The 16,744-nt window shown below is 74.5% G+C and carries 20 protein-coding genes; 14 read left to right on the plus strand and 6 right to left on the minus strand.

The genetic code is table 11. The features are described from left to right. The first annotated feature begins 82 nt into the window (after positions 1-82). The 12 genes from O2W14_RS15055 to O2W14_RS15110 all read left to right on the plus strand — a co-directional run bounded on the left by O2W14_RS15055 (position 83) and on the right by O2W14_RS15110 (position 11,697). Complete coding sequence (locus O2W14_RS15055) at positions 83-964, plus strand: SDR family oxidoreductase (RefSeq protein ID WP_269176916.1); 882 nt, start codon at positions 83-85, stop codon at positions 962-964. 55 nt (positions 965-1,019) lie between these two features. Continuing rightward, positions 1,020-1,439, plus strand: coding sequence for a hypothetical protein (locus tag O2W14_RS15060; RefSeq protein WP_269176917.1), 420 nt, complete (start codon positions 1,020-1,022; stop codon positions 1,437-1,439). A gap of 38 nt (positions 1,440-1,477) precedes the next feature. Next, complete coding sequence (locus O2W14_RS15065) at positions 1,478-1,774, plus strand: hypothetical protein (RefSeq protein WP_269176918.1); 297 nt, start codon at positions 1,478-1,480, stop codon at positions 1,772-1,774. A 99-nt stretch (positions 1,775-1,873) separates the two neighbouring features. Beyond that, positions 1,874-2,617 (plus strand): LuxR C-terminal-related transcriptional regulator, encoded by a 744-nt coding sequence (locus O2W14_RS15070; protein ID WP_269176919.1) that lies wholly within the window; start codon positions 1,874-1,876, stop codon positions 2,615-2,617. Positions 2,618-2,703: 86 nt separating this feature from the next. Then, positions 2,704-3,516, plus strand: a complete 813-nt coding sequence (locus O2W14_RS15075) for a sulfotransferase family protein (protein ID WP_269176920.1) — start codon at positions 2,704-2,706, stop codon at positions 3,514-3,516. 665 nt (positions 3,517-4,181) lie between these two features. Next, the gene (locus O2W14_RS15080; protein ID WP_269176921.1) at positions 4,182-5,984 is read left to right on the plus strand and encodes a glycosyltransferase family 2 protein; all 1,803 of its coding nucleotides are present in this window, start codon (positions 4,182-4,184) and stop codon (positions 5,982-5,984) included. Beyond that, the gene (locus O2W14_RS15085; RefSeq protein ID WP_269176922.1) at positions 5,981-7,903 is read left to right on the plus strand and encodes a galactose oxidase-like domain-containing protein; all 1,923 of its coding nucleotides are present in this window, start codon (positions 5,981-5,983) and stop codon (positions 7,901-7,903) included. Before O2W14_RS15080 ends, O2W14_RS15085 begins: the two co-directional genes overlap by 4 nt. Next, entirely contained in the window at positions 7,900-8,952 is a 1,053-nt protein-coding gene (locus O2W14_RS15090; RefSeq protein ID WP_269176923.1) for a glycoside hydrolase family 6 protein, read from the plus strand. The genes O2W14_RS15085 and O2W14_RS15090 overlap by 4 nt, the downstream gene beginning before the upstream one ends. A 125-nt stretch (positions 8,953-9,077) precedes the next feature. Then, positions 9,078-9,524, plus strand: a complete 447-nt coding sequence (locus O2W14_RS15095) for an SRPBCC family protein (RefSeq protein ID WP_269176924.1) — start codon at positions 9,078-9,080, stop codon at positions 9,522-9,524. A 34-nt stretch (positions 9,525-9,558) separates the two neighbouring features. After that, a complete protein-coding gene (locus O2W14_RS15100; protein ID WP_269176925.1) occupies positions 9,559-10,401 on the plus strand; it encodes an NAD-dependent protein deacetylase in 843 nt (280 codons plus the stop codon). Beyond that, on the plus strand, positions 10,398-10,706 hold the full coding sequence (locus tag O2W14_RS15105) for a biopolymer transporter Tol (protein ID WP_269176926.1): 309 nt from the start codon (positions 10,398-10,400) through the stop codon (positions 10,704-10,706). Before O2W14_RS15100 ends, O2W14_RS15105 begins: the two co-directional genes overlap by 4 nt. A 76-nt stretch (positions 10,707-10,782) precedes the next feature. Further along, positions 10,783-11,697 carry an MSMEG_6728 family protein gene (locus O2W14_RS15110; protein ID WP_269176927.1) on the plus strand — a complete coding sequence of 305 codons (915 nt, stop codon included), beginning with the start codon at positions 10,783-10,785 and terminating at the stop codon, positions 11,695-11,697. A gap of 144 nt (positions 11,698-11,841) precedes the next feature. Here the strand turns inward: O2W14_RS15110 and O2W14_RS15115 are convergent, their stop codons facing one another. Continuing rightward, entirely contained in the window at positions 11,842-12,705 is an 864-nt protein-coding gene (locus O2W14_RS15115) for a phosphotransferase (RefSeq protein WP_269176928.1), read from the minus strand. After that, a complete protein-coding gene (locus O2W14_RS15120; RefSeq protein WP_269176929.1) occupies positions 12,702-13,061 on the minus strand; it encodes a VOC family protein in 360 nt (119 codons plus the stop codon). Before O2W14_RS15120 ends, O2W14_RS15115 begins: the two co-directional genes overlap by 4 nt. Before the next feature lie 90 nt (positions 13,062-13,151). Here O2W14_RS15120 and O2W14_RS15125 point away from each other — a divergent pair, with 90 nt between their 5' ends. Both O2W14_RS15125 and O2W14_RS15130 read left to right on the plus strand, forming a co-directional pair. Beyond that, positions 13,152-13,709 (plus strand): YbaK/EbsC family protein, encoded by a 558-nt coding sequence (locus O2W14_RS15125; protein WP_269176930.1) that lies wholly within the window; start codon positions 13,152-13,154, stop codon positions 13,707-13,709. 26 nt (positions 13,710-13,735) lie between these two features. Next, complete coding sequence (locus tag O2W14_RS15130; RefSeq protein WP_269176931.1) at positions 13,736-13,891, plus strand: hypothetical protein; 156 nt, start codon at positions 13,736-13,738, stop codon at positions 13,889-13,891. A gap of 87 nt (positions 13,892-13,978) precedes the next feature. Here the strand turns inward: O2W14_RS15130 and mscL are convergent, their stop codons facing one another. The 4 genes from mscL to O2W14_RS15150 form a co-directional block, all read right to left on the minus strand. Further along, a complete protein-coding gene (gene mscL / locus O2W14_RS15135; RefSeq protein WP_269176932.1) occupies positions 13,979-14,467 on the minus strand; it encodes a large conductance mechanosensitive channel protein MscL in 489 nt (162 codons plus the stop codon). Beyond that, positions 14,464-14,883: an RcpC/CpaB family pilus assembly protein gene (locus O2W14_RS15140; RefSeq protein ID WP_269176933.1), complete on the minus strand. Its 420-nt coding sequence runs from the start codon at positions 14,881-14,883 to the stop codon at positions 14,464-14,466. The genes mscL and O2W14_RS15140 overlap by 4 nt, the downstream gene beginning before the upstream one ends. Before the next feature lie 278 nt (positions 14,884-15,161). Next, positions 15,162-15,488 (minus strand): FmdB family zinc ribbon protein, encoded by a 327-nt coding sequence (locus O2W14_RS15145; protein WP_269176934.1) that lies wholly within the window; start codon positions 15,486-15,488, stop codon positions 15,162-15,164. Between the two features lie 295 nt (positions 15,489-15,783). Beyond that, the gene (locus O2W14_RS15150) at positions 15,784-16,692 is read right to left on the minus strand and encodes an alpha/beta fold hydrolase (protein ID WP_269176935.1); all 909 of its coding nucleotides are present in this window, start codon (positions 16,690-16,692) and stop codon (positions 15,784-15,786) included. Positions 16,693-16,744: the final 52 nt, after the last annotated feature.

Raw genomic sequence — 16,744 nt, forward strand, 5'->3', positions numbered from 1 at the left:
CCCCAGCCTAGCGATGGGACAGGTGTCCCATCACTGTGTACGGTGACGGGACACCTGTCCCATCACTCGTCTGGAGCACCCCATGCGCGTCCTCGTCACCGGCGGCACCGGCACCATCGGCTCCGCCGTCGTCACCGAGCTGCTGGCCCACGGCCACACCGTGCTCGGGCTGGCCCGATCCGAGCGCTCCGCGCAGACCCTCGAGGCCGCCGGCGCCCGGACGCTGCGCGGCGGGCTGGCCGACCTCGACGTCCTGCGGGCCGGCGCGGCGCAGTCCGACGGCGTGGTCTCCCTGGCCTTCGGCCGCGACTACGGGACGCCGGAGGCCGTGGCCGCGAGCATCGTCGAGGAGAGCGCCGCCATGGCCGTGCTGGGGGAGGAGCTCGTCGGCAGCGGCCGCCCGCTCGTCGCCGTCTCCGGCACGCCGTGGATCCCGGGCCGCGCGTCCACCGAGGCCGACCCGCTGCCCACCGAGGGCCCGGTCGCCGGGCGGGCGGTGTCGGTCGCGGCGCTGCTGGCCCTGGCCTCCCGTGGGGTGCGCAGCGCCGCGGTGCGGATGCCGCGCACGGTCCACGACCGCGGCACCGGCGGGTTCGCCGGCCTGCTGACCGACATGGCCCGCGCCGCCGGGGTGTCCGGGTACCCCGGTGACGGCACCCAGCGCTGGCCGGCCGTGCACGCGCGGGACGCCGCCGTCCTGTTCCGGCTGGTCCTGGAGTCCGCGCCGGCCGGGACGGCGTGGCACGCCGTCGCCGACGAGGGCGACGCGGTGCGCGACATCGCGACCGTCATCGGACGCCGGCTGGGGCTGCCGGTGGAGTCCCGGCCGGTCGAGGAGTTCGGCCCGTTCGGGCCGGTCTTCGCGATGGACCAGCCGGCCTCGAGCGCGCACACCCGCGAGGTGCTCGGCTGGCAGCCCACCCACCCGGGCCTGCTCGCCGACCTCGAGCAGCTCCGGCCCTGACCACCCGTCGGCGGCCCGGTCCCGCTGGGGCCGGGCCGTCGACGACACTGGGGGCATGGCAGCTCCCTCCGCCGACCGGGCACCCCGACCCCTGACCGGCACCGAGCGCGCACTGCTCGACGCGCTGCTCGCCCACGACTTCACCGGCGCCGGCGTGCTCCGCGCCCAGCTGGACACCGCGACGGCGACCCCGGGCTGCACCTGCGGCTGCGGCACGATCGACCTGCACGTCCCCGGCACCGCCCCCAACGCCGGGGTCGCCGGCCCCGCGCCCGTCGAGGGCACGGTGCACGGTCCCGACGGCCGGCCCACCGGCGGCGTCCTGCTCTTCGTCGAGGACGGCCGGCTGGCCCGCCTCGACGTCACCTCCCACGGCGACCCGCTGCCGGTGCCGGACCCCGCCGACGTCACCTGGGGCGACACGGCCTGGGCCCGCCCGGACACCGTCCGCCGCCCGGCGCGCTACCGCCGCTGAGGTGGGTGACCGGCCCGGTCCCGGGTACCGGCCGCCCCATGGCACTGCGCAGCTCGGCGGTCGCGTCCGCCGACCAGTGGGTCGACCCCGACGACGGCGTCCGCTACCCGGCCGGTGAGGTGCACGGCTGGGTGCAAGGGCACAACGAGACGGTCTGCGGGCTGTCCCTGTCCAGGTCCGGGCTGACCCGGTTCCCGCACGTGAGCTGGGCCGACGTGCAGCCCGAGTCCGGGCGGCACGCGGAGGGCGTGCAGGCCGTCTGCCGCCGGTGCGCGGCCGGCCTGGGAGCACGCCGTGACCAGCGGCGCTGGACCCGTACGGACCCGCGACCCTGAGCTGACCTGGACCGTTCCTGAGAAAAGTCCTCAAGGACCCCGTTCACCCGGTCGATCTACTGGTTGTCAGCAGTCACCGAACGTGAGCGGAGTCCCACAGTGTCCACCCCCCTGGTCAGCGCCAGCCGCAGCGTCACCCGCGTGCTCATCCTCGCCGACGCTCCGGTCCTGCGCCGCGGCCTGATCGGCATGGTCAACGAGACCGCCGGTCTGCAGGCGGTCGGCACCCCCGGGGAGCCCCGCCGGGGGCTGACGCTGGCCGAGACCGCCCACCCCGACGCCGTGATCGTCGAGCTGGGCACCGGCCGGGCCGCCACCCTCAACGCCTGCCGCGACCTGCGCCGCCGCTTCCCGCAGGTCGCCATCGTGGCGCTGGCCACCTCCGAGGACCCCGGTGTGGTCAACGAGGCGCTGGCCGCCGGCGTCCGCGGCTACCTGCTCATGAACACCTCGCCCACGCTCCTGGGCTGGGCCGTGCTGGCCGCCCGCGCCGGGCGCACCGTCGTCGACCCGCAGATCCGCCGCGGCGAGGGCCACACCGAGCCGGTCTCCCGCGAGCTCACCCTCGAGGTGCCGCTGACCCGCCGCGAGTCCGACGTCCTCGACGAGCTCATCCAGGGCCAGTCCAACCGGGTGATCGGCAAGAACCTGTTCATCTCCGAGGACACCGTGAAGTCCCACGTCAAGGCCATCCTGCGCAAGCTCGGTGCCCGCGACCGGGCGCACGCGGTCTCCCTCGTGCTGTCGGCCCGCAACCCCGCCGCCTGCACCTGCGGCGTCCACGCCCTCACCGGCACCCCCGCTCCGGTCCCCGCGCCCGCCGCCACGCCGGCCGACGTCTGACCCCGACGGTCGCCCTGTGCCCCGCGCACGGGGCGACCGTCGGGGACCGACGGGCCGCGGACCCCGACCGGGGTTAGGTTGCCCCGGTGCCGAATGACACCGGTGCCCCGCAGCGGGTCTTCGTGGTCGGGTGCCCGCGCTCGGGCACGACGCTCCTGCAGTCCTTCCTCGCCGCGCACGGGTGCGTCCACTCCTTCCCGGAGACGCACTTCTTCTACCGGCTGCCCGCCGCCGCGACCGCCCCGGTGGGCCCGGACCTGCTCGCCGACCTCCCGCAGGTCGCCGGCTTCCTCGGCCGGCCCGACACCGACTGGCCGCCGCAGCCCACCGTCGGCGCCGCCGTCGACACCTTCCTGGCCACCGCCGACGCGGTGACCGCAGCCGCGGGTGCCACCGCCTGGGTCGAGAAGACCCCGGCCAACCTCTACGCCATCGACCTCGTCGAGGCCCTCGTCCCCGGTGCCCGCTTCGTGCACATCGTGCGGGACGGCGCCGACGTGGTCACCAGCCTGTGCGCCAACGCCGCCGGCTGGGGGAGCACGTACACCGTCGACCAGGCGCTGGACCTGTGGAGCGAGTGCGTGGCCATCAGCGAGTCCCACCGTGGCCGCCCCGGCCACCACCTCCTCGGCTACGCCGACCTCGCCCAGCACCCCGAGCCGACCCTACGGTCGGTCTGCGCGGCGGTCGGGCTGGACTACGACCCGGCGATGGTGGCCGGCCGCGCCGAGGCCGCCCGCGGGTTGATCAAGGACTTCGAGGTCTGGAAGGGCCCGAACCTCGGGCCGCTGGAGTACGCCCCGCGCGCCCGGTTCGCCGAGGCCTTCGACGCCCCGACCCGCGCCCACATCGAGCAGCGGGTGGCTGCGGTGGCACTGCCGGGAACCGCTCACCGCTGAGCCGGCGCGGCAGGGTCGCCCGCCCGCCGCCATCCTGCTCCGCGCACGCCTGTGCGGGCCGCTGGTCGCCCCCAGGAGGGGGCCCGGTGTGGCCGCGACGGTCGATGTCCGGAGCGGTCGATCCCGCACGCGGACGTCGGCCTCATGACGCGGGTGATGCGGTCCATCACGCAGAGCCACGACTAGCCGTCACGGGTCGCCGGAGTTGTGGCGTAGCCCTCTCATCAGCCGGTTTACGACGTAATCGTCGCCGGTAACCCTCGATGCAACGCCTCGTGAACGCGGGGTGGACACGACGACGCAGAGATCCGAATGGTCCTCACCGACACCTCGCGGTGCACGGAGAACCCGGTCGCCAGACCGTTCGGGGAGCGAGTGGCGAGACCGCCGTCCGGCCAGCCCGTCCAGGGCCGGAACAGGAGAGACGTGCAGAACTGCTGAGACCAGCCCTGCTGGTCCCCGGCACGTCGGACGCAGCGAGGCGTCGGGTGTCGCCCCCTCCCCCTTGCTGAGCCCGTCCGCTCGTCCCCTCGACGGCGGCCTGCTCACCACCCCACTGGTTGACGCGCGCGCGTCCCGGTGTCGATCGATGGGTTCTCCGCATGACTCCGACCACGTCCCTCCGCCGCCTGTCGGCGGAGCGCCAGCAGCCGAGGGGTTGCTGAATGGGCGCCTCCCTGTTCACCGACCGCGCGCTCCAGCCGCGGCCCGACTACCCCTACGAGGAGTTCAGCGAGCTGGCCGGGCCGATGCAGGCGCCGCCGTCCGACTCCCGCGTCAGGTTCCAGCTCGTCACCCGCGGCGCGGCCCGCGTCCGGGCCTGGCTCCTGGTGGCCGCCGCCCTCGTCTTCGAGCTGCTCTTCCTGGTCTGGCTGCTCAAGCCCTCGCACTACCCGGAGTTCGCCGGCGACTGGCGCTCCTGGCTGGCGGTGGGGCTCATCGCCAGCGTGGGCATCATCGAGGCGCTGCGACTGCTCAACGTCTTCACCCTCGCCACGGCCACCCTCAACGCCCGCGACCCGATCCCGATGACCCCGGTCACCGGCCAGCGGATCGCCTTCCTGACCACCATCGTGCCGGGCAAGGAGCCGCTGGAGATGGTCCGGCGGACGATGGAGGCCGCGCTGCAGGTGCGGTACGAGGGGACGCTGGACGTCTGGTTGCTCGACGAGGGTGACGACCCGGACGTGCGGGCCATGTGCACCGAGCTCGGGGTCCGGCACTTCACCCGGCGCGGCATCGAGCAGTGGAACCAGAGCACCGGCCGCAACAAGGCCAAGACCAAGCACGGGAACTACAACGCCTGGTTGGACGCCCACGGCGACGGCTACGACTTCTGGGTCTCCGTCGACTGCGACCACGTGCCACTGCCCAACTTCGCCGAGCGGCTGATGGGCTACTTCCACGACCCCGACGTCGCGTTCGTGGTCGGCCCGCAGGTCTACGGCAACTCGGAGGAGTTCATCACCCGGGCCGCGGAGTCCCAGCAGTACCTGTTCCACAGCGTGCTGCAGCGGGCCGGGAACCGGTCGACCAGCGCGATGTTCGTCGGCACCAACAACGCCGTGCGCATCTCCGCGCTCCAGGCCATCGGCGGGCTGCAGGACTCCATCACCGAGGACGCCGCCACGTCCATCGTCTGGCACTCCAGCCGCAACCCGGAGACCGGCGCGATCTGGAAGTCGGTCTACACCCCCGACGTCCTGGCCGTCGGCGAGGGCCCGAGCACCTGGCGGGACTTCCTGGTCCAGCAGGGTCGCTGGGCCCGCGGCACCGACGAGGTCGTGCTGCGCGTGTTCTGGAAGGTCGCCGGCAAGCTGTCCTTCCGGCGGCGGCTGCACTACGGCCTGCTGATGTCCTACTACCCGTCGGCGGCGATCAGCTGGGTGCTGGGGGTGACCAACCTGGCCGCCTACCTGCTCACCGGCGTCGCCGGTGTCCTGGTCGCCGCGCAGCTGTGGCTGATGCTCTACGTCAACGCCGCCGTGATGCAGGTCGGCATCTACATCTGGAACCGCAGGCACAACGTCAGCCCGCACGAGGAGGAGGGCTCCTCCGGCGTCAGCGGGATGTTCCTGTCGGTCATGTCGACGCCCATGTACGTCAGCGCGCTGTGGGCCGCCGTGCGCAACCGCGACATCACCTTCGCCGTCACCCCCAAGGGCGCGGCCAGCCCGGATCGGCTGAGCACCTTCGCCAAGCACCTGCGTTGGGCGGCAGTGCTGCTGGTCGCCCTCGCGCTGTCGGTGCCGCTGCAGAACTCGCACGTGGCCATCCGCAGCTGGGCGCTCGCCAGCGCCGCGGTCTGCCTCATCCCGCCCGTCATGTGGGCCGTCGGGCTGCTGCTCGACCGGCTCCGCCGCCGTCCCGAGGTGCACGAGCCCAACGTCGTCGCGGTGCTGCCGCCCGACGTCGGCTCCTCCGAGCTCGTCTCCACCGGCACCGTGTCCCGAGAGGACCCCCGATGAACCGCCGCAAGCCCCGCACCCTCCGCCGCGTCCGCAACGGCGCGCTGATCGGTGGTGCGGTCGTCGCCCTGGTCGCGGTCAACGGCCCCGTGGTCAGCAGCGCGGCCGGCCGCGCCTACACCGCCTACGAGCGCAGCCAGCCCGAGTACAAGGCCGCGCACGGCCACTGGGAGACCATCGAGCTGCCCGAGCAGTACCGGGCGCAGGCGGTGCACGCCGCCCTGCTCCGCACCGGCAAGGTGCTGCTGGTCGCCGGTTCCGGCAACGACGCGGCCGACTTCGAGGCCGGGAGCTTCTCGACCGTGCTGTGGGACCCGGTCACCGGCGACACCAAGGAGATCCCGACCCCGGAGGACCTCTTCTGCTCCGGGCACGCCTTCCTGCCCAACGGCAACCTGCTCATCGCCGGCGGCACCCGCAAGTACGAGGTGTTGGCCGGTGACGTCACCAACGCCGCCGGTGTGCTCACGGTGAAGAACGAGAGCGTGACCAGCGGCGTCACCCTGCCGAAGGGCAGCCGGTTCACGGCCAACGGGAACGTCTACGTCTCCACGGAGGACGTCGCCGTGCCGGCGGCACACCACATGGCCGGCACGCACATGGCCGGGCAGCAGGACGTCTGGATCCAGGCCGAGGAGGCCGGTGCGGGACCGGTCGTCACCGGTGGCCAGCAGTTCCAGGTCGAGGGGCTGGACGCCGCGCGGAGTCGCGACCTCTACGGCCAGGGCGACAGCATCACGCTGGACAAGCAGAACTACGGCGGCCTGGACGCCTCCTACGAGTTCGACGTCGCCAGCGAGACGTACGTGGCGACCGACCCGCTGACCACCTCGCGCTGGTACCCCACGCTCATCGGCCTGGAGGGCGGCCGGGTCCTGGCCGTCTCCGGCCTGGACGAGCACGGCAAGATCATCGACGGGGACAACGAGGTCTACGAGCCCGGCAGCCGGTCGTGGAACGACCAGCCCAGCCTGGACCGGTACTTCCCGACCTACCCGGCGCTGTTCCGGCTGGCCGACGGACACTCGATCTTCTACAGCGGCTCCAACACCGGCTACGGCTCCGACGTCGAGGGCCGCCAGCCCGGCATCTGGGACCTCGCCGACAACAGCTGGACCGACGTCGCCGGCCTGCGCGACCCGGAGATGAACGAGACCAGCACCTCGTTCCTGCTCGCCCCGGCGCAGGAGCAGAAGGTCGGCATCGTCGGTGGCGGCGCGGTCGGGGACAGCGAGGAGTCCACCGCCCGGTTCGACGTCGTCGACCTCAGCGCCGAGAAGCCGGTGTACGGGCCGGTCGCCGACTACCCGAGCGCGGCCCGCTACATCAGCGCGGTCACCCTGCCCGACGACACCACGATGCTCACCGGCGGTTCCGTGGGCTACCGCGGCAACCACCAGACCGACCTGCACCTGACGAACACGTTCGACCCGGAGACCGGTGCGCTGACCGAGATGGCGCCCAACGAGGTCGGCCGCAACTACCACTCCACGGCGCTGCTGCTCCCCGACGGCCGGGTCATGACCATGGGGTCGGACCCGCTGTTCGCCGACGCCGACGACACGATCCCGGGGCAGTTCGAGACCCGGATTGAGGTCTGGTCCCCGCCGTACCTGTACGCCGGGGCACGGCCGGAGGTCACGGCCGCGCCGGAGGAGGTCACCCGGGGCACCACCTTCCCGGTGTCCGCCACCGGCGAGGTCGCCGAGGCCCGGCTGCTCCGGCCCAGCGCCGTCACCCACCAGACCGACACCGAGCAGCGCTCGGTCGCCCTCGACGTCACCGCGCAGGCCGGGGGCACCGGCTACGACCTCAGCGTGCCGGTGGAGGAGGGGCTCACCCCCTCCGGCTGGTACATGCTCGTCGTGCTGGACGGCGAGGGGGTCCCGTCGCCGGCGCGCTGGGTGCACGTCCAGTGACGTCGCACCGGACCGGACGGCGGCCCGCGCTGGCCGCCGTCCTGGCCGCGGCGGCCGTCGCCGCCCTGGCCGCCTGCGGCGCCGACGGCGCACCGGACCCGGCAGCGGGGACGTCGGCGGCGGCTGCCACCAGCACCGAGGACCGGCTCTCCGGCGAGCTCTGGCTCAACCCGGACGGGCACGCCGCGGTGGCCGCCCGGCAGGCCCGTGAGCAGGGTCGGCCCGCGGAGGCCGACGCCCTCGCCCCCCTGGCCGACCAGCCCACCGCCACCTGGTTCGCCAATCCCGGCAACCCGTACGCGGAGGTGGCCGCGCTCTCGGAGGCGGCTGCCGCAGCCGGGCAGGTCCCGGTCGTGGTCGCCTACTTCGTGCCGGTGCGCGACTGCCGCTCCTACTCCGCCGGCGGCGCCCCGGACGCCGACGCCTACCTGACCTGGGTGGGCAGCCTCGCCGCCGCGCTCGGCGACCGGCCGGCCGTCGTCGTCCTCGAGCCCGACGCCGTCGCCCACGCCGTCGTCGGCTGTGAGGGCGTGCAGCCCGAGCAGCGCTACGAGCTGCTGGCCCGCGCGGTGGAGATCCTCGGCCGCCAGCCGGAGGTGCGCACCTACCTCGACGCCGGCAACCCCGGGTGGGTGACCGACCTGCCCGTGCTGGCCGCGGCCCTGCGCAGCAGCGGGGTCGACGCCGCCGCCGGCTTCGCGCTCAACGTGTCGAACTTCCAGACCACCGAGGACAGCGTCCGGTTCGGCACGCAGCTGTCCCGGCAGCTGGAGCAGGACGCCCCGGCGGGCACGCCCCCGGCTCACTTCGTCGTGGACACCAGCCGCAACGGCGCCGGTCCGCCGCCGTCGGACGGCGGCGCCGACACCGCCTGGTGCAACCCCGCCGGCCGCCGGCTCGGCGAGGCGCCGACGACCGACGTCGACCGGGAGCGGGTGGACGCCCTGCTGTGGGTCAAGCAGCCCGGTGACTCCGACGGCACCTGCGCCGGCGGCCCGCCGGCCGGGCAGTTCTGGCTGCCGGCCGCGCTGGAGCTGGCCGGCAGCTGACGGTCCGGGGAGCACCGGAACGGGCGAGTCACAGGGCCACCTGTTCTCCCGGCCGACGAGGCGACGGCGCTGCTGCTGGCCGGGGTCCTGCTGCCCGGCTGAGCCCGCGGGGGCAGGATGGGGGCATGGGTCAGGTCGTCGCCACAGCCGAACGGGTCGTGCGGGCACCGGCGGACGTCGTCCGCGCCGCGCTCGCCGACTACACCACCACCCGCCCCGCGGTGCTGCCCGAGCAGTACAGCGATTACCGGGTGACCGAGGGCGGCACCGGCGCCGGCACCCGCGTGCACTGGAAGCTGCAGGCGACGTCCAAGCGCGTGCGCGTGCAGGACGTCGTCGTCACCGCCGGCCCCGACGGCGCGCTCGTGGAGAGCGACAGCAACTCCTCGATGGTGACCACCTGGACCGTGCACCCCGCCGACGCCGGCGTGAGCACCGTGCGGGCGCGCACCACCTGGACCGGGGCGACCGGCATCGGCGGCTTCTTCGAGCGCACGTTCGCGCCCAAGGGCCTGTCCCGCATCCACCAGGCACTGCTGGAGAAGCTGGAGCACGCGGTCTCCGCAGGCTGAGGCACGACGGCCTCCGGGCAGGGACCATGGAGGGGTGACCGCACCCGCCACGCTCGCCGGCGTCGCCGAGCTCACCGACCTCCTCGCCGACGGCGGGGCCCTGGTGCTCTCCGGCGCGGGGCTCTCGACCGACTCCGGCATCCCCGACTACCGGGGCGCCACCGGGTCGCTGCGCCGGCACACCCCGATGACCTACCAGACCTTCACCCGCGACCCGCGCGGCCGGCACCGCTACTGGGCGCGCAGCTTCGTCGGCTGGCGGCAGATCGGCGACGCCCGCCCCAACGACGGGCACCGCGCCGTGGCCGCGCTCCAGCAGGCCGGGTGCGTGGGCGAGGTGATCACCCAGAACGTCGACGGGCTGCACCAGGCCGGCGGTGCCCGTGACGTGCTGGAGCTGCACGGCGGGCTGGACCGCACCGTCTGCCTGGGCTGCGGCGACGTCGCCTCCCGCGCCGACCTCGACGTCCGGCTGCGGGCGGTGAACCCCGGCTTCCGGCCCGACGTGGGCGACGAGGTCAACCCCGACGGCGACGTCGAGCTGCCCGAGGAGGCCCTCGACGGCTTCGTGATGGTCGACTGCCTGGCCTGCGGTGGCGGCCCGCTCAAGCCCGACGTCGTCTTCTTCGGCGAGACGGTGCCGCGGGACCGGGTCGACCGCTGCTTCGACCTGGTGGCGGAGGCGGACTCGCTGGTGGTGCTGGGGTCGTCGTTGACCGTGATGAGCGGCTACCGGTTCGTCATCGCCGCGGCCAAGCGCGGCATCCCGGTCGCCATCGTCAACTCCGGACCCACCCGCGGGGACGCGAAGGCCACGGTCCGGGTCGACGCCCCGCTGGGGCTCGTGCTGCCCGAGCTGGCCGGCCGGCTCGCGTGACCCGGGAGGTCGAGCACACCGCCGACGGCCGCTGGATCGTCGTCGACGGACGGCGCTGGCGGACGGCGGACCCGTCGCTGCCCGAGGACGTGCGGGCGCGCCTGCTGCACCACCTGGGCGTGGGCCGCTCCGGCGTGCGCGCCGCCAAGGGCGACGATGCCGCCGTGACCGCGGCCCGGGCGCGGGTGCAGCTGGCCAAGACCGGGCTGGGCGAGCGCGGCACCGCCTGGTGGGAGCAGGACGACGCCGAGCGGCAGGCCCGCTGGGGAGCGGCGCTGGAGCAGCTGGACGCGCTGGACGCCTGAGGGCCGTGTCGGCGAACACGGCCCTGAGGGAGCCTGGGCGGTTGATCGCGGCGCGCTCCGGGCAGGAGGTCCGGCGATGCAGACCTTCCTGCCGGTCGCCGACTTCACCGAGTCCGCCCGGCTCCTCGACAACCCCCGCCTCGGCAAGCAGCGCGTGGAGTGCCTCCAGGTGCTGCGTGCCCTGGAGCTCCCCGACTACGGCTGGGCCAACCACCCGGTCGTGATCATGTGGCGCGGGTACACCGCCGGCCTGGTCGTCTACTCCCTGGCCATGGTGCGGGTCTGGAAGGAGCGCGGTTTCGCCGACTCGACCGAGGCGCTGATCTCCGAGTTCGCCCCCGAGGCCGCGGCCATGACCCAGGCCGAGGCGGCGGAGGCGGGGCTGCTGCCCAGCTGGGTGGGCGACGCCGAGCTGCACCTGTCACACCGGTCCAACCTCGTCGCCAAGGACCCGGAGTTCTACCGGTCGAGGTTCCCCGAGGACCCCGACGACCTGCCCTACAAGTGGCCCGGTGCGGACGACGTCCCGCCCGCCCCCGCACCGGAGGGGACTCCGGTGTGGGTGGTTCGGCCGCGGGCGCACAACGAGCTGGGCGCGGCGGTCTTCGGCGGGATCGTCGGGCTGGGCACCCAGTCCGGCATCGACGTCGACGCCACCGGGCAGTCGCCGGCCGAGCTGCGGGCGTTGTCGAAGGAGCTGTCCGGCAAGCGCCCGGCCAAGGACCTGCGCCAGCTCACCGCCTTCCTCGACGAGGTCGCGCCCGGTGACCTGGTCGGCCTGCCGATCGAGGTGGGCGCCGGGCTGCTGCTCGGCCGGGTGGTCGGCGACTACTCCTTCCACGGCCGCGAGCTGCTGCCGCACCGCCGTCCGGCCCGGTTCGAGGCGGTCGTGCCCCGCTCCGCGGCGCGGCCACCGGCGACGCTGCAGGACCCGCGCGCGCTGTTCCGGGTGACCCTCGACCCGGACGCCGTCCCGCCCGGTCTGCGCTGACGCCTCCTCGGCGCCGCCCCGGCCTGGCGCCGTCCCCGGCCGGCGCCAGGGCGGGCCGCCGTCCGGTGTCCGTCCATCCGGGTCGAGCCCGGTCACCGGACGTGGGGCCGCGCCGCGGCACGGACTCACGTCCGGTGGTGCGCATCAACCCAGCGCGGCGCCGACCTCCCGGACCGCCTCGGCGAGCCGGGCGCGGGCCAGGGGCAGGTCCGCCGGCACCCGCGCCGCGTGCGGGAACCACCAGGCGGTGGCGTGCAGTCGCCTCAGCAGGAGGAAGGGGCGGAGCTCCTCGTCGGTCATCGGGTCGGGCATGGCGTCGACCGCGGCCTGGCCGTCCAGCCGCTGCGTGTGGCGCAGGCAGGCGACGTCCCAGCCGCGCGGGCCCAGCGCGGTGTCCTCCAGGTCGGCCCAGACCCAGCCCGCCGGGGTCGCGAGGAGGTTGCCCGGGTGGGCGTCGCCGTGCAGGGGCTGGACATCGCCGCCCAGCAGCGGGCGCAGCCGCTCCGTCAGCTCCGCGGTCCGCGCCACCAGGTCGGCCGGGGCGCCCAGCCCGACGCCGTGTCGCGCGAAGCCGGCCAGGTCCTCGAGCGGGGTGTCCAGCGGCTCGCCGGACCAGCCGGGGTCGACCGAGGCGAGCACCGTCAGCAGGTCGGCCAGGGTGCGCCCGGCGACCTCGGCGGTGGGGCGCTCGGGGAGCACCTCGACCCACTGCCAGAACGCGATGCTGGACCCGCCCTCGGTGTGCGGGCCCGGCGGCAGCAGGTCGGTGGGCCGCAGCACCGGGGCACCGGCCGAGGACAGCGCCGCGGCCAGCAGCAGGTCGCGGCGCTGGGCGCGGGCCGGGTCGGGGCGCACCAGTGGCAGGTACGTGGCGACCCGGGCCACCACGGGAGCCGGCCGCAGGTGGACCACCAGGTTGATGCCGTCGGCGAGCACCACCGGGTCGGTGACGGTGAGCCCGTGGGCCCGGGCGACCGCGACGGCCGCAGCGACCGCCCGCTCGGTCACACGGCGTCCCAGACAAAGCAGAAGGGGTGCCCGACGGGGTCGGCGTAGACCCGGAAGTCGCCGCCACCGCCGGGCAGGCGGCGCGCGCCCAGGGCGAGCGCCTTCGGCTCCGCCTCCTCGACGTCGGCCACCCGGATGTCGAGGTGGAACTGCTGCGGGTGGTCGGGGTCGGGCCACTCGGGCACCTGCAGGTCCGGTGCCTGCTGGAAGGCGATCCGGTAGCCGGCGCCGGTGACGACCACCCAGTCGTCGCCGGGGGAGCCCTTCACCTCCATCCCGAGCACCTCGGCGTAGAAGCACGCCAGGGCGTGGGCGTCGGGGGCGTCGATGACGATGGAGTGCAGCTGACCGATCATGGGGCCATCTTCTCCGGCGACCGGGTGGCCGCGACAGCGGAGGGCGACCCCGGGCGAGGGCCAGGCGCGCACGTGTCGCACGATCAGCGCATGGCCGCACCGGACCCCGCACCCCAGCTCGGCACGCTCACCTGGCTGCCGGCGCACGAGCACCGGCACCTGCTGGGCGACCCGGTCGCGGCGGCCGTCGCCGGGCTGTCCGGCCCGGCGTGGGTGGCCGAGATCGACGACACGGCTGCCGACACCGCTGCGTTCACCGAGACCTACGAGGTGCCGCTGACCGCCTCGGCCAACTGCGTGGTGGTGGCCGCGCGCCGGGGCGGGGAGACGACGCTGGCCGCGTGCCTGGTCCTGGCCACCACCCGCGCCGACGTCAACGGCCTGGTGCGCCGGCACCTGGGCGCCCGCAAGGCCTCCTTCGCACCGCAGGACGTCGCGGTCGCCGAGAGCGGGATGGCCTACGGGGGCATCACCCCGGTCGGGCTGCCGGCGTCCTGGCCGGTGCTGGTCGACGCCGCGGTGGCCGCGAGCGAGCTGCTGGTGGTCGGCTCGGGCACCCGCGGCAGCAAGCTCGCGGTGCCCGGCTCGGTGCTCGCCGCGCTGCCCGGTGCCGAGGTGCTCGAGGGCCTCGGTCAGCCGCTGGACTGACCCGGTCCCGGCCTAGGCTCGGGGACGTGTCCGCACCACAGCAGCCCGCCGACGACGCCGCCCGACGCCCCGTCCGCGCACCGGACGACAGCGACGTCGGCTGGGGTGAGCGGCTCACCGACCCCGACGACGACGACCGCCGCTACCTGGAGGACCGCCCGCCGCACTGGGGCAGCGACTGAGGGAGGACCCCCGTCCCCCTCATCCCTCGCGAGCTCGGGACGAGCCGCTGGACGGGGGCCGGGCCGGGACGTGCTGGAGAGGTGCGGCTACGGGCGGGGGAACTCCCCGGTGTGGGCGTGCCGGCCGCCGTCCTCGCCGGGCACCTGGTCGAGGCCCTGCTGGGCGCGGAGGAGGTCGCGGATCTCGGCCAGCAGCTCGACCTGGGTCGGGGCGACCGGGCCGGCCTCCTCGCCGCGCCGGCGCCGCTCGACGACGACCTTCATCGGCACGACCACCACGACGTAGATGACCGCGGCGGTCAGCACGAAGGTGATGACCTGGTTGACGAACGCGCCCCAGGTGAAGACCTGCTCGTTGACGACGAAGGTGCCGCCCGTGGCGCCGCCGCCGCCGACCAGCCCGATCAGCGGCTGCAGGAACGACGTGGTGAACGAGGTGACCACCGCGGTGAACGCGGCACCGATGACCACCGCCACCGCCAGGTCGACGACGTTCCCGCGCAGCAGGAAGTCCTTGAAGCCCTTGAGCACGTCTGCACCTCTCGTGTCGTGCCGGGCGGCCTGCCCGGGGGTCACGGCCGGCCGAGGGTAACGGTGAGCGTGGCCGAGGCGGACGCAGCCGCCAGCCGGCCGGCCGTGTCCGGGGGCACGGCGAGCACCAGCAGCCCGTCGGGCTCGGGCGCACCTCCCGCCGGGCCGTCCCCGCCGGTGGCGGCCGGCGCGGTGAGCACCAGGGCGCCGGTGGCGACCACCTGCACGGCGGGGCCGGCGCCTCCCGCGGCGACGTCGCCGGTGGCGAGCACGTCGACCCGGTCCCCGGCCCGCAGCAGGGTCGACACCGCGAGGTCGGCCAGCCGCACCGGGGCCGCGACCTGACCGGCCGGCACCGCCGACCACAGCCCCGCGCCGACGACGCGCACGTCGGTGACCGGCTCGCCGGAGCGCACCGGCGAGGCCAGCACCGCGCCGGTCAGCTGCGGCACGTCGGTCACCGGGCAGGTCGGCTGCGGCCACGACCACCGGGACGGTCGTGGCGACCGGGGCGGCGCCGGGCGGGGGTGGCCGCAGCGCCAGCACGAGGGCCAGGCAGGCGAGGGCGGCAGCGGCGACCTGCCGGAGCAGGTGCACCGGCGAGCGGGGACGGCGCAGTCGTGGGAGCGGCACGCGGTCATGCTCCGCGGCGGAGCGGGCGACCGGCGCGCTCCGCCGCGGGCTGTGGACCGCGGGTCCCGGTGTGGACGGGCGGCAGCGCGCCGCCGTCGTCCGTGGTTCAGCCGGCGGTGCTGCCGCTGCTGGAGGTGGAGGGCTTCGCCGCGGGGGCCGGGGAGCTGGACTCCTTGCCGGCGCTGCCCGAGGACTCCTTCTTCGCGGTCGACTCCTTGGCCGGGGCCGATGCGCTGGTGGCGCTCTCGGCCTTGCGGCTGTCGGTGCGGTAGAAGCCCGAGCCCTTGAACACGACACCGACCGAGCCGTAGACCTTGCGCACGGCCGAGCCGTCCTGCGGGCAGGTGGCCACCGCGGGGTCGGTGAACGACTGCACGACCTCGAACTCGTGCTTGCCCTCGGGGTTGGAGCAGACGTACTGGTACGTGGGCACGGTGCTGCGAGCTCCTCGATCCGATCCGGACCGGAGCTGGCACTCTGCTCCGGCGACTGCCAATCATGCGCTGTCGGTCCACCTGCCGTCCACGCATGTCGACGAACGTCACCTCGGCGCGCGCTGCGAGCGGGACGGCGATCGCTGGGCACGTCCGAGTGCGGGCTCGGGGAACTCACGACACCCGGTCGTGGAGCGCGGATGGCCGCGGACCGGGTCGTCCGCTCGGGACAGGGCGCGGCCACCTGGACGAAGAGGCTGCAGCACCCGGGGACGCGTGAGGCGTCCCACGTCGTCAAGCCGCTCGGCGGAACCAGTCGAGCGTGAGGTCGGCGACGGCAGCAGGGGCGTCATCGGTGACGAAGTGCGCAGCGTCCTCGACGTAGGCGAACTCGACCCGATCGGCGTACCGCTCCGGGTGCCGGCAGATGCGTCCCATGACGTCCTCGTTCCAGTAACGGTCCAGGCGACCGAAGGCGAACAGGGTGGGCACCGTGAGCCGGCGGTGGCGGTAGACCCCGCGGGCCATGCGCATGCCCTCGGGCACGACGACGCCACGGGTGAGGGTGCGGACCGCGGCGTCGATGTCTGGACGGCGCATCGGGACGAGGTGGGCGTCGATGGTCGCCTGCGCCATCGGGCGCGCGACGTACCTCTCGGAGAAGATGCCGTTCAGTGGGGCGCCAGGGCGGTGCCAGATGAACGAGGGGAGGTGCCGGAAGCCCGGCACGACCCTGGGGCTCACCGTCATGAAGGCCGGCGGGACGGAGAGCTGCACCGCCGTCCGCACCCTCTCTGGGTGGTCGTACGTCAACTGCATCGCAGTGAGGGCACCCAGATCGTGCGAGACCAGGTGGGCGCGCTCGATGCGGAGGACGTCGAAGAGGGTGAGCAGATCGCGTAGACGGGTCTCGCGTCCCACCCGTGGATCGTCGGCCACGGTCCAGCCGGCCCCGCGCAGATCGGGACAGAAGACGCGGTAGCCGCTCTCGGCCATGGCCGGAGCCACTGCACGCCACTGCCACCAGTGCTGCGGGAAACCGTGCAGCAGCACGACGGGTTCGCCCGCGCCGATGACGGCGAGGTGAGTACGGAGGCCGGGCGCCTCGACGACGAGGTGGTCGAAACCGGAGGCCTCTGGCAGCGGCGGCGACCAGGTCGACGCGTCGTCAGGGCGTGTGACACGAGACTCGGTCGTGGCCATGTCGACCTCTTTCGCGCAGAAGATCGTACTACGTTCATAGTAAGCCGTGCAG

The organism is Modestobacter sp. VKM Ac-2986, from assembly GCF_026967795.1.
Lineage (GTDB): Bacteria > Actinomycetota > Actinomycetes > Mycobacteriales > Geodermatophilaceae > Modestobacter.